The 12,510-nt window shown below is 68.6% G+C and carries 11 protein-coding genes; 2 read left to right on the top strand and 9 right to left on the bottom strand.

The genetic code is table 11. From position 1 onward, the window contains the following. The first annotated feature begins 13 nt into the window (after positions 1 to 13). Positions 14 to 1,978, top strand: a complete 1,965-nt coding sequence (locus ACFPPA_RS10655) for an acetyl-CoA hydrolase/transferase C-terminal domain-containing protein (RefSeq protein ID WP_377319743.1) — start codon at positions 14 to 16, stop codon at positions 1,976 to 1,978. Here the strand turns inward: ACFPPA_RS10655 and ccoS are convergent. From ccoS to ccoN, 7 genes are read right to left on the bottom strand one after another with little or no spacing between them, the layout of a single operon-like run. Next, on the bottom strand, positions 1,975 to 2,181 hold the full coding sequence (gene ccoS, locus ACFPPA_RS10650; RefSeq protein ID WP_377319742.1) for a cbb3-type cytochrome oxidase assembly protein CcoS: 207 nt from the start codon (positions 2,179 to 2,181) through the stop codon (positions 1,975 to 1,977). The genes ACFPPA_RS10655 and ccoS overlap by 4 nt on opposite strands. Next, complete coding sequence (locus ACFPPA_RS10645; RefSeq protein ID WP_377319741.1) at positions 2,178 to 4,439, bottom strand: heavy metal translocating P-type ATPase; 2,262 nt, start codon at positions 4,437 to 4,439, stop codon at positions 2,178 to 2,180. The genes ccoS and ACFPPA_RS10645 overlap by 4 nt, the downstream gene beginning before the upstream one ends. After that, entirely contained in the window at positions 4,436 to 4,660 is a 225-nt protein-coding gene (locus ACFPPA_RS10640) for a hypothetical protein (RefSeq protein WP_377319740.1), read from the bottom strand. The genes ACFPPA_RS10645 and ACFPPA_RS10640 overlap by 4 nt, the downstream gene beginning before the upstream one ends. Next, complete coding sequence (ccoP, locus tag ACFPPA_RS10635) at positions 4,644 to 5,552, bottom strand: cytochrome-c oxidase, cbb3-type subunit III (RefSeq protein WP_377319739.1); 909 nt, start codon at positions 5,550 to 5,552, stop codon at positions 4,644 to 4,646. The genes ACFPPA_RS10640 and ccoP overlap by 17 nt, the downstream gene beginning before the upstream one ends. After that, on the bottom strand, positions 5,549 to 5,722 hold the full coding sequence (locus ACFPPA_RS10630) for a cbb3-type cytochrome oxidase subunit 3 (protein ID WP_377319738.1): 174 nt from the start codon (positions 5,720 to 5,722) through the stop codon (positions 5,549 to 5,551). Before ACFPPA_RS10630 ends, ccoP begins: the two co-directional genes overlap by 4 nt. Then, positions 5,719 to 6,381, bottom strand: coding sequence for a cytochrome-c oxidase, cbb3-type subunit II (gene ccoO, locus ACFPPA_RS10625; protein ID WP_377320683.1), 663 nt, complete (start codon positions 6,379 to 6,381; stop codon positions 5,719 to 5,721). The genes ACFPPA_RS10630 and ccoO overlap by 4 nt, the downstream gene beginning before the upstream one ends. Before the next feature lie 16 nt (positions 6,382 to 6,397). Further along, positions 6,398 to 7,864, bottom strand: coding sequence for a cytochrome-c oxidase, cbb3-type subunit I (gene ccoN, locus ACFPPA_RS10620; RefSeq protein ID WP_377319737.1), 1,467 nt, complete (start codon positions 7,862 to 7,864; stop codon positions 6,398 to 6,400). A 201-nt stretch (positions 7,865 to 8,065) separates the two neighbouring features. On the opposite strand from ccoN, the gene ispG reads away from it, so the two are divergent. Beyond that, positions 8,066 to 9,325, top strand: coding sequence for a flavodoxin-dependent (E)-4-hydroxy-3-methylbut-2-enyl-diphosphate synthase (gene ispG, locus ACFPPA_RS10615; RefSeq protein WP_377319736.1), 1,260 nt, complete (start codon positions 8,066 to 8,068; stop codon positions 9,323 to 9,325). Positions 9,326 to 9,341: 16 nt separating this feature from the next. Here the strand turns inward: ispG and aat are convergent, their stop codons facing one another. After that, positions 9,342 to 10,082 (bottom strand): leucyl/phenylalanyl-tRNA--protein transferase, encoded by a 741-nt coding sequence (gene aat / locus ACFPPA_RS10610; RefSeq protein WP_377319735.1) that lies wholly within the window; start codon positions 10,080 to 10,082, stop codon positions 9,342 to 9,344. A 230-nt stretch (positions 10,083 to 10,312) separates the two neighbouring features. Further along, a partial coding sequence (locus tag ACFPPA_RS10605) for an autotransporter outer membrane beta-barrel domain-containing protein (protein WP_377319734.1) occupies positions 10,313 to 12,510 on the bottom strand: 2,198 nt, incomplete at its 5' end.

The raw sequence follows: 12,510 nt of genomic DNA, 5'->3' as shown, positions 1-12,510 counted from the left end.
GCGGGGTTCTGGCATGATCGGACGCATGCCGACCGCGCACTGTTTCACCGACACCGACGCCTGTGCACAGTACCTCGCCAATGAGCTGGGGCCGGACCTGCGCATCGCCGCGCCGCTGGGCCTGGGCAAGCCGCACGGCCTGCTCAATGCGTTGTACCAGCTCACGGCGGCCACGCCGCCCCGCTCGATGCGGCTATATACCGCGCTGTCGCTGACCCTGCCGCAGCCAAAAGCGGGACTGGAACGACGTTTCCTGGGTCCGTTCCTGCAGCGTCACTTCGGTGCCGACCAGGTCGATCCGCAATACGCGCTGGATCAGGCGCGGGATGCGCTGCCGCCGAACGTCGCGGTGCACGAGTTCTACCTGAAATCCGGCGCACTGCTGCATTCGGGCAGTGCCCAGCGCAGCTACATCAGCCAGAACTACACCCATGTCGCCCGCGACCTGGCGGTGCAGGAGATCAACCTGCTGGTGCAACTGGTGGCCCGGCGCGAGGGGCCGGATGGCGTGCGCTACAGCCTGTCCTGCAATCCGGACCTGACCCTGGATTTCCTGCGTCAGGTGCAGGTCGCGGGCAGCCGCCGGCCGGTGTGCGTGGCCGTGGTGCATCCGGACCTGCCTTATCTGAGCGGCAATGCCGAGGTGGCGGAAAGCTATTTCGACGTCGAGCTGCGCCCGCCCAGCCTGCCGCGGCTGTTCGCGCTGCCGCGGCCGCCGATCGACCTGGCCGAGTACGCGCTGGGCCTGCATGCCAGCACCCTGGTCCGGGATGGCGGCTGCCTGCAGATCGGCATCGGGGCGTTGTCCGATGCGCTGGTCAAGGGGCTGCTGCTGCGCCAGCACGACAACACCGCGTGGCGCTGCATGCTGGTGGCGCTGGATCCGGCCGGCAGCACGCATGCACTGGCCGGGCGGGTGGGCGGCATGACGGCGTTGCAGACCGGCCTGTATGGCGCCAGCGAGATGGTCATGGACGGCTTCATGCACCTGCAGCGCGGCGGCATCCTGAAGCGGCGCAGCTGGGACAGCCTGGCGCTGGAACGTGCCTCGGTGGCGGGGCGGCTGAATCCGGCCACGCCGGGCGGCCACTATCTGCGCGGCGCGTTCTTCCTGGGTTCGCGCGAACTGTACCAGTGGCTCGATGCCACCGAGGCCGCCGATCCGGATGCGATCGACATGTGCGCGGTCTCCAACGTCAACCAGCTGTACGGCGACCACCAGGCGCTGGCGATACTGCAGCGGCGTGGCGCGCGATTCTTCAACACCTGCATGATGGCGACCCTGCTCGGTGCCGCGGTATCGGACACGCTGGAGGATGGTCGCGTGGTCAGCGGCGTCGGTGGCCAGTACAACTTCGTGGCGATGGCGCATGAACTGCCGGGCGGCCGTTCGGTGCTGTTGCTGCGCGCCACCCGGGTCAGCCGCGGCGGCATCGAGAGCAACATCCGCTGGAACTACGGGCAGACCACGATACCGCGTCACCTGCGCGATATCTTCGTCACCGAATACGGGGTCGCCGACCTGCGCGGCAAGAGCGACGGCGAATGTGTCGAGGCGATGCTGTCGATCTGCGACGCCCGCTTCCTCGATGCCCTGTGCGCGGAAGCGAAGGCACACGGCAAGCTGGCGGCGGACTTCGTGATACCCGAGGCATGGCGTCGTCATCATCCACAGCATCTGCGCGAGGCGCTGCTGCCGTTCCGCCAGAAAGGCCTGTTGCCCACGTTCCCGTTCGGCAGCGATTTCGACGAGGTCGAGCAGCGCCTGCTGCCGGCGTTGAACTGGCTGAAGGCCTGCGCCAGCCACTGGCGCGGCAAATGGCAGTTGCTGCGCGCGCTCTGCCGGCCCGGCGAGATGGTGGCGGGCGAGGACGAGGCGCTGGCGCGGATGGGATTGTCCTCGCCGCGAAAGATCGCCGATCGCGTGCAGCGCCGTTTGCTGCTGACCGCGCTGCGCCGGCCGGCGCGCGAGGACTAGCCGCCGGTCGGACCCTGATCGGTCGGTTCGGTTGGTTCGGCCGTCGCCGCTTCGGCTTCGGGCGCCGGGTCATCCATCAACGGCAACACGCCCGGGCTGTCGAGATCGTCGAACTGCTGGTGATTGACCGCCCAGAAGAACAGCGCCACCGCGATCGCGATCACCAGCAGGGTGACCGGAATCAGCACCAGCAGGATGTTCATGCCCGGACCTCGCGCCGGCCGGGGATCGGGCCGCCTGCTTCGGGTCGACCGGATGCCGCGTCGCTGCGCACGCGCAGCGCGTTGAGCACCACGACCAGCGAACTCAGCGACATGCCGATGGCGGCCAGCCACGGCGGCACGATACCGAGCGCCGCGAAGGGCACGGCGCACAGGTTGTAGAGCAGCGCCCAGCGGCGACTCTGGCGCATCACCTGCTGCACCTGCCGGGCGATGGCGCGGGCGCTGACCAGGCCGTCCAGACGTCCATCCAGCAGCAACAGGTCGGCATGCGACTGGGCCAGCTCGGTACCGCTGGCCAGCACCGCCGAGACGTCGGCGCCGGCCAGCAGCGGCGCGTCATTGCTGCCGTCGCCGACGGCGAGCACCACATGGCCACGGGCGCGGGCGGCCTGCAGCCGGGCGAGCTTGTCGGCCGGCGATTGACGCGCATGCCAGTCGTCGACGCCGAGGCTGCCGGCCAGGGCCGCCACCCGTGCTGGCGTATCGCCACTGGCGATCGTCGCCGCCACGCCGTCGGCGCGCAGGGCGTCGAGCGTGCGGCGTGCATCGGCGCGCGGCTGTTCGTCCAGATGGAAGGCCGCGAGCGCCCCCCGGGCGTCGGCCAGCACCAGCGCACCGGCGGCCGTGAGCGGGACCGGCTGGCCGCTGGCGGCCAGGGCGAATTCGGCGCGGCCCAGACGCAGCGCGCGGCCGTCCACCTCGCCGCTGATCCCGGCACCGGCGCTGACCTGCACCGCTTGCGCACGCGCGGGCAGGCTGTCTCGGCGGGCGGCGTCGGCCAGTGCCTGTGCCAGCGGATGCGAACTCTCATGCGCCAGCGCGGCGGCCAGCTGCAGCATCTGTTCCGGGCTGTCGCCGCGCAGCGGTTCAATCGCGCGGCGATCCAGCTGCGGCACGCCGAGCGTGCCGGTCTTGTCGAACATCGCCAGGTCGACCCGCGCCAGCCGGGCCAGCGCGGCGGCGTCGGTGACCAGCACGCCCCGGCCGGCCAGCACGCCGAACGCGCGGATCAGCGTGGCCGGGCCAGTCAGTGCGAACGCGCAGGGACAGGCCACCACCAGCACGGCGATCGCCGCGGCGAACGCGCGGGAAGGATCGACCAGCAGCCAGCCCGCGGCGGTGAGTGCGGTCAACAGCAGTACCCGCCCCACGAAGCGGCTGATCTCGCGATCGCTGTCGCTGGCCAGCGTGCGGGCCTGGCGTGCGCCGGTGGCCATCGCGCCCAGCTGCGCCAGCGTGGTGGCCGCGCCGCTGCGTTCGACGCGCATCCCGGCGGGTCCGGACAACAGCAGGCTGCCCGCGATCAGCCGCTCGCCCGGCTGGCGCATCACCGGCCGCGATTCACCCGACAACAGCGCCTCGTCCACCTGCACGCTGCCACTTTCCAGCACGCCATCGGCCGGTACCGTGCGGCCCTCGGCCACATGCACCAGGTCGCCGGGCAGCAGGGCCATCGCGGCGACGGTCTCCAGTTCGCCATCGGCGCGTCGGCGCTGGGCCAGCAGGGGCGCGGCGTCGATCGCCGCTTCGCCGAGTGCGCCGCTGCGGTGGCGCGAGCGCAGCTCCAGGTAGCGTGCAGCGAGCAGCAGGAAGACGAACATGCTGATCGAATCGAAATAGATCTCGCCGCTGCCGCGCAGCGTGTTCAGCGTGCTGGCGACGAACACCAGGGCCACCGCCAGCGCCACCGGCAGGTTGATGCCGGGCCGGTGCTCGCGCAGCTCGTGCACGGCATCGGTGAAGAACGGACGCGCCGAGTAGAACACCAGCGGCAGGCTGGTGATCAGGCCGAGCCAGCGAAACAGGTTGCGCGTGCTGAAGTCGACGAAATCGACCGCGCCGATGTAGATCACGAGCGCGTAGGCCATCACCTGCATCGCGCACATGCCGGCGACCAGCAGGCGCTTCAGCGCGTCGTGCATCTCGCCTTCGCGGGCATCGTCGATGCTGTCCTGGCGCAACGGCCGGGCCGGGCAGTTGGCGGCGGCGAAGCTCTCCAGCAGGTTCGGCAGCGGGGTGCATCGCGCATCCCACACGACCCGCACGCGCTGCGCGGCATGGTCGATCGCGACCCGTCGCACGCCGGGCAGGCCGCGAATCCGCTGCTCCAGCCACAGCACCTGGCGGGCGTCCTGCAGGGGGCCGACGCGCAGCGCGATTTCGCTGCAGCCGTCGCGACGACGGCGCAGCACCTGCGCCGCGAGTTGCGGGTGAAGCCAGGCCGCGTACGCGTTCATGGCGTCGAGCGCGACGCCGGGGGCGCGCGACTGCTGTGCGCGCTGACCGGCACGCCGAAGACGGCGCGCGAGGTCTTCAGCGGCGTGTCGGCGTAGCGCACGCTCATCACGATGATCCACACGCAACCGGCGATGGAGGCCAGGAAGACGATCACGCCCAGCCACAGCACCGGCTGGCGATACCAGCTCGATGCGGTGGCCGGCTTACTGGCGAGCGGCATCGTCCGGGTGCGACAGATGGTAGACATAGGCGGCAACCACGTGGATCTGTTCGTCGCTCAGTCGCGGGCTCCACACCGGCATATGGCCCTGGCGACCGTTGCGGATGGTCTCCTCGATGTCGGCCACGCTGCCGCCATGCAGCCAGATGTGGTCGGTGAGATTGGGTGCGCCCAACGCCTGGTTGCCCTTGCCCTCGGCACCGTGACAGGCCGCGCAGGTGGCGAACAACGGCTTGGCCGCGGCAGCCCTGGCCTGGTCGTGCGGCGAGCCGGACAGGCTCAGCACGTATTGCGCCAGATTCTTCACGTTGTCCTCGCCGAGGCTGGACCAGGGCGGCATCACGCCCGCGCGGCCATCATGGATGGATGTCGTGATCGCCTTGCCGTCACCGCCGTAGAGCCAGTCGTTGTCGGTGAGGTCGGGTGCACCGAGCAGCACGTTGCCCTTCGCCTCGCGGCCGTGACAGGCGGCGCAGTTGTCGCGGAACAGCACGGTACCCAACTGCTGCGCCTCCGGGTCGCCGGCGAGCTGCTCCACCGGATACAGGCTGAACCGCTTCATCAGCTCGTCCAGCTTGACGCCATTGGCCGCCACGTCCCGCGCGAGTTTTCCGTGCGAGGTCCAGCCAAGCAGGCCCTTGAAGCCGCCGAAGCCCGGAAACAGGGCCAGGTAGGCGACGCCGGCGATGAACATCGCGCCGGACAGGGCCAGCCACCAGCGCGGCAGCGGACGGATTCCTTCGCGCAGCGTGCCGTGCGCCCATACATGGCCGCTGGTGCCGTCGGGGAGGGTGGGGATCTTCACCCGGGGTCCCCACAGGTACAGGAAAAACGTGATGCCCAGGTTGAGCACCACCAGGAACATGACCCACAACGACCATCCCGAACTCATGAGCGATCCTCCCGTGTGCTGCTGCCGGGCTCGTCTTCCATCGGCAGCTGCGCCATGCGCCGGAACACGCGCTGGTGGCGGCTGCGCCAGGCCCAGATCCAGATGCCGATGAAGGTGAACATCATCAGCAGGATGAAAATGCCGGCCACGTGGCCCCAGACCGGGCTCATGGTGCTGCTCCGTCGTCGGCTGCACGGGGCGCGGCGGTGGCCACCGGGGTCGGCTCGTTCTTGATGCCCAGGCCCTGCAGATACGCAATCAGCGCGTCCAGCTCGGTCTTGCCTTCCACCGCGGTCGGCGCGCTGGCGATGTCCGCATCGCTGTACGGATCGCCCAGCTTGCGCAGTACCCGCATGCGCGCCTGGATATCGGCGCCGTCGACCCGGGCCTGCGCCAGCCACGGATAGCCGGGCATGTTGGACTGCGGCACGACCTGGCGCGGATTCATCAGGTGCATGCGTTGCCACTGGTCGGAGTACTTGCCGCCTACCCGGGCGAGGTCCGGTCCGGTGCGCTTGGAGCCCCACTGGAACGGGCGGTCGTAGACCGACTCCTCGGCCGTCGAGAAATGGCCGTAGCGCTGGGTCTCGAAACGCAGGGCGCGGATCATCTGCGAGTGGCACAGATAGCAGCCTTCGCGCACGTAGACGTCCCTGCCGGCCAGCCGCAGCGGGTCGTACGGGTGCACGTTGGGCGGTGCCTTGAGCGAATGCGCCTCGACGAACAGCGGGGTGATCTCCGCCAGGCCGCCGAGCGAGACCATGATCGCGATGCCGATGGCGAGCAGTCCGGCATGCTTCTCGATCACTTCGAAGTGTTTGTATTTCAGTGCCATCGCGTGATCCTCAGCCCATAGCCGGCAACGGGGCGGGAACCTGGTGCGGCTCCGGCTCGGGAATCGGCACCGGGATCGGCTTGATCAGCCGCGCCCGCGCATCGGCGGCGGTGTACCAGAGGTTCCAGGCCATCACCCACATGCCCGCGACGATGAACAGGCCGCCGGTCCAGCGGATCAGGTACATCGGCTTGATCGCGATCAGGCTGTCCAGGAACGCATAGGTAAGCGAACCGTCGGGCTGGGTGGCGCGCCACATCAGGCCCTCGGTGACGCCGGCCGTCCACATCGAGCCGACGTACAGCAGGGTGCCCATCATGTGCAGCCAGAAGTGCCACTCCATGCCCTTGCGCGAATACATCGCGGGCTGGCCGAGGGCGCGCGGCGCCATCGCGTAGAGCGAGCCGATGGTGATCATCGCGACCCAGCCGAGCGAGCCCGAGTGCACGTGGGCGATGGTCCAGTCGGTGTAGTGCGACAGCGAGTTCACCGTCTTGATCGCCATCATCGAGCCTTCGAAGGTGGCCGCGGCGTAGAACACCAGCGACATCACCATGAACTTCGCGGCGGGGTCGGTCTTCAGCCTGTGCCACGAGCCGTTGAAGGTGAGCAGGCCATTCGCCGCCGAACCCCAGCTGGGCATCAGCAGCACCAGCGAGAACGCCATGCCGACCGACTGCACCCAGTCCGGCAGCGCGGTGTACATCAGGTGGTGCGAGCCGGCCCACATGTAGACCGAGATCAGCGCCCAGAAATTGACGATCGAGAAGCGGTAGCTCCACAGCGGCTGCTGCGCCTGGCGCGGCACGAAGTAGTACATCATGCCGAGGAAGCCGGCGGTGAGGAAGAACGCCACCGCGTTGTGGCCGTACCACCACTGCACCATCGCATCGACCACGCCCGAATAGATCGGGTACGACTTCGTCATCGACACCGGCAGCGCGAGGTTGTTGACGATGTGCAGCAGTCCGACCGCGATGATGAAGGCACCGTAGTACCAGTTCGCCACGTAGATGTGCTTGATGCGGCGGCGCGTGAGGCTGGCGAAGAACACCACGCCGAAGCTCACCCAGACCACCGCGATCAGGATGTCGACGAACCATTCCGGTTCGGCGTATTCCTTGCTCTGGGTCATGCCCAGCGGCATCGTCACCATCGCCATCACGCAGATCAGTTGCCAGCCCCAGAACGTGAAGCCGGCCAGCCGGCCCAGCGCCAGCCGGGCGTGACCGGTGCGCTGCACCACGTAGTAGCAGGTGCCCATCAGGGCCGAGCCGCCGAAGGCGAAGATCACCCCGAAGGTATGGTCGGGACGGATCCGGCTGAAGGTCAGCCAGGGAATGTCGAAGTTCAGCACCGGCCACATCAGCTCGGCGGCGGCATACACGCCGACCGACATCCCGATGATGCCCCACACGGCAGCGGCCAGCAGAAACTGGCGCACGACCTTGTCGTTGTAGTACTCGGTATTTGGCATGCAGATTCCCCGATAGAGCCCGGCATTATTATGTGGCGTCCGAAGGCTCGCCTTGACTTCGATCAAGTGGCTGCGGCATTTCGTCAGTTCGGCCCAGTCTGCGCCCGTTCATCGCGGGGTGAAAGGCCCGATCGGGTATCCTAGACAGCGTTGCCGCGAGCCCTCGCGACCTGTTCCCATTGCCTTCATCCGGTTGATTCCATGAGCGAGCTTGCTACCCAGAAACCACGTCCGGCCGAGCCGTTTCCACGGCGATCCAGCGTGGCCGTGCAGATCGGCAAGGTGAAGGTCGGCGGCGGTGCGCCGATCGTGGTGCAGTCGATGACCAATACCGACACCGAGGATCCGGCCAGCACCGCGAAGCAGATCGCCGAACTGGCCCGCGCCGGTTCCGAGCTGGTGCGCATCACGGTCAATACGCCGGCCGCCGCCGCCGCGGTGCCGCGGATCGCCGAGCGGCTGGCGATGATGGGTGTCGACGTGCCGATCATCGGCGACTTCCACTACAACGGCCACCAGTTGCTGGAAGCGGAGCCGGCCTGCGCCGAGGCGCTGGCGAAGTACCGCATCAACCCCGGTAACGTGGGCTTCGGCAAGAAGAAGGACAGCCAGTTCGGTGCGATCATCGAGATGGCGCTGCGCTACGACAAGCCGGTGCGCATCGGGGCCAACTGGGGTTCGCTGGACCAGAGCATGGTCACCCTGCTGATGGACCAGAACCACACCCGCGCCGAGCCCTGGGATGCCTCGCACGTGGCGCGCGAGGCGCTGATCCGCTCGGCGCTGGATTCCGCCGCGAAGGCCGAGGAGATCGGCCTGCCGCGCGACCGCATCATCCTGTCGTGCAAGGTCTCGGGAGTGCAGGAGCTGATCGCGGTGTACCGCGACCTGGCGGCGCGCTGCGATTACGCCTTGCACCTGGGCCTGACCGAGGCCGGCATGGGCTCGAAGGGCATTACCGCCTCGGCCGCCGCGCTGGCGGTGCTGCTGCAGGAAGGCATCGGCGACACCATCCGCATCTCGTTGACTCCCGAGCCGGGCGGCGCGCGCACCGGCGAGGTGATCGTGGCGCAGGAGCTGCTGCAGACCATGGGCCTGCGCTCGTTCACGCCGCTGGTCACCGCCTGTCCCGGCTGCGGCCGCACCACCAGCGAGTTCTTCCAGGAACTGGCGCAGACCGTGCAGGCGCACGTGCGCGAACAGATGCCGCTGTGGCGGATCAAGTACGACGGCGTGGAAAACCTCACCCTGGCGGTGATGGGTTGCATCGTCAACGGTCCGGGCGAATCCAAGCACGCCAACATCGGCATCTCGCTGCCCGGCAACGGCGAGGCGCCGGCGGCGCCGGTGTTCATCGACGGGGTCAAGGCGATGACCTTGCGCGGCGACAATATCGCCAACGAGTTCGTTGGCATTCTCGACGACTATGTGTCACGCACCTATGCGGCGCGCGCCGGCTGAGGCGTGCGCCGTGCGGTCACGCTGACCGCTGCGCGAGATGTCCCGGCGGCAGCAGTCGTGTCGTGAGATCGGCCCAGCTGCCCACGCGACCGGGCTGGTTCGTCAGCGCCTCGAGCTTGCCCAGGAACTGCGCCCGCGGTATTTCCAGCGCCCCCAGGCCGAGCGTGTGCGGGTTGCTGACCTGGGCGTCGATCAACGGAAAGCCCAGCTCGTCCAGCAGCTGACCGAGCGCGACCAGGGCCACCTTCGAACCGCCGCTCTCGGCGCTGAACATCGACTCGCCACAGAACAGCCGGCCGATCGCCAGCCCGTAGATGCCGCCCACCAGCCGCGGGCCATCCCACACCTCCACGCTGTGCGCGTGACCTTGCTGGTGCAGCTGGATGTAGGAGTCGATCATCGGCGGCAGCAGCCAGGTGCCGGTCTCGTTCGTGCGCGGTGCGGCGCAGGCACGGATGACCGCGTCGAACGCATGGTCGACGGTAAGCCGCCAGCTCTTGCCCGCCAGTTGGCGACGCAGGCTGCGGTTCGGTTTCAGTTGGTCGGTGAGGAATACGCAGCGCGGGTCGGGCGACCACCACAGGATCGGTTCGCCCTCGCTGTACCAGGGAAAGATGCCGCGCCGGTAGGCCGCCAGCAGGCGTTCGGTCGACAGATCGCCGCCGAAGGCAAGCAGCCCGTTCGGTTCCTTCAGGGCGCTGCGCGGATCGGGAAAGCGCTCCGGTGCAGCATGGTCGAGCAGGGGCAGGCGGAACATCGTCAGGCTGGCTGTGATCGCGGCGGGGAAGGGCGGACGGTGCCATGTCGTCGTGTTCGAATCGACTGCCCGGGTATGGCGCCTCGAGGCAGCCCTCGTCACGGCGATTTTCCCCGGCATCGACTGGATAGTGGCATGAATACGCCGGCCGTGGCGATGGCGCAAACCCGGCACGGCGGGACGGCTCCCCATGCGCACCCACCCGGCCCATACCGGATGGGTGCGCGGACTCAGAAGCGGATGTTCAGCGCCATCCGTGCGCCCTGATCCGTGGCGTCGCTGGCGAACTGGCCGTGGTAGCCCGCATCGACCGTGACGTTGCTGGCCACGTTGAAGCGGATGCCCAGATCGACGATGCCGGCGTTCATCGCCACCGGCAGGCCATCGACGGTGAAGCTGCCGATGCCGCCCTGGGCGAACGTCTGCCGGTTGATTGCGGACAGATCGCCCCAGGCATGCTGGAAGCCCAGGTTGGCGTACAGCTGGGTGCCCGAGGTCGAGTCATGCACGCCGCGCAGTCCCACCGTGCCGTAGTTCACGTTGCTGGTGCTGGCCTGCACGTGCAGTGCCGCCGGGTTGCCGCTCTCGTTGATCGCATCCTGATGCAGGCGGACGCGGGCCAGGTCGAGGTAAGGCGTGAGGCTGCCCTGCGCGAACCGGATGCGGTAACCGCCATCCACATAGGCCTGGGTGACACCGTTGTGGTAGCTGGCGGAGGCCACGCCGGCGAGACCCGCCACCGCGATGGTGCGGTGGCTGTCCGTCCGGTACCCGCTGTGCGCCACGCCACCCTGCAACTGCCAGGCGCCCAGGTCGAGGCCGCTGTAGAGGCCCGCCACGGTGGAGGTGCTGTGGGCATCGGCGGTGCCGTCGGTACGGTTGGACAGCTGGCCGAGCCCGGCCACCGCGCCCACGCGCCAGGCACCCAGGTCGCGGTCGGCACCGAGCAGCAGGCCGCTGCCGTTGCCGTGCGTGGCGGCGGCATTGCCGTCGCTGTCGTGGTTGCCACCGTGACCCCAGGTACTGGCCCAGGCGCTGCCCTGGTCATCGTTCTTCGAAATCCCGCCGGCACCCTGCACGCCTCGCAGATGGTTGTTGATCGCATCGCGCACGTAGTGGCTGTCATCGACGATCGCGGTGCGCGTGCTGGCCAGGCTGTCGCCGGCGAGTTGGTTGAAAGCCGCCCGGGCCGGGCCGGCCGCCAGCGGCAGTACGGCGTCGTACACCGCGTTCGACGAACCCAGCGCTTCGACCGCGCCGGCGGTCTGCACCTGGTTGGCGGTGATGCCTACCGACGGGAACGCGACGGCATTGCGCGCCAGGATCAGGTACGCATGATTGGCGTCGTAACTCAGGGTCGGGGTCAGGAAGGCGAAGTTCGAACTGGCGGTGCCGAAGTTGCCGCTGACCCCGCCGTCGCCGGTCACGATGGTGTAGCGGGTCGAGGCTGCCCAGTTGCTTCCCGCGGCCAGCGCGACCACTGAACCGCCGCCCAGGGTCGCCGTGCCGGTGGCGTGGATCTGGTCGCTGCTGCCGCTGTCGCTCGCATCGACGTGATAGCTGGCGTCCGAGGCGAAATGTACGTTGCCGTTCACTGTCAATGTGCCGATGGCGCTGCCGCCCGGGGTCACGATGCTGCCACTGCCGACCGTCATGCCGCCGGTGCTGCCGGTGCCGGTCAACGTGGCGCCGCTGTCGACGCTGACGCTGCTGGCCAGGCTGCCGGCGACGTCGAGCGTGCCGGCGGCCACCGTGGTGCTGCCGGTATAGGTGTCGACGCCGGTCAGGACCAGCGTGCCGCTGCCGGTCTTGACCAGATCGCCGGGCTGGGTACCGTCACTGATGCCGCCGCTGAGCGTGGTGGTGAGCCCGCTGCCCACGTCGACCGTGGGATCGCCGGACAGGGTGATGTCATTGGCCAGGGTGAACGAGCTGGTGAAGCCGATGGAAGTGAATTCGGCCATGGCCAGCGTGCCCGTACCGATGGCCGAGGCGTTGCCCAGCTGCAGCATGCCCGTGGTGAGGGTGGTGCCGCCGGCGTAGCTGTTGGCGCCGGTGAGGGCCAGCGTGCCGCTGCCGGCCTTGGTCAGGCTGCCGCTGCCACTGATGACGCTGCCGAAGGTGACGGCATCGGAGCGGTCGAAGGCGAGGATGCCGTTGTCGCTGACATCGCCTGTGATCGAACCCGTCGTGCCGCCGTTGCCCAGCTGCAGCGTGCCTGCGCTGACCGTGGTGCCGCCGGTGTAGGTGTTGGCGCCGGACAGGATCTCGGTGCCGCCGCCGAGTGCCAGCCCACCACTGCCGCTGATCGTGCCGGCGAAGGTGCTGCTGCCGTTGCTCAGGGTGAGGTTGTTCGTGCCCAGGCTGACGTTGCCGTTGCCCGACAGCGAGACGATCGACGCACCGCCGGCCGCGGCACTGATGTCGA

The sequence above is a fragment of the Rhodanobacter ginsengisoli genome (assembly GCF_042657065.1).
GTDB classification, from domain to species: domain Bacteria; phylum Pseudomonadota; class Gammaproteobacteria; order Xanthomonadales; family Rhodanobacteraceae; genus Rhodanobacter; species Rhodanobacter ginsengisoli.
This window is presented reverse-complemented; position numbering and strand designations above follow the sequence as displayed.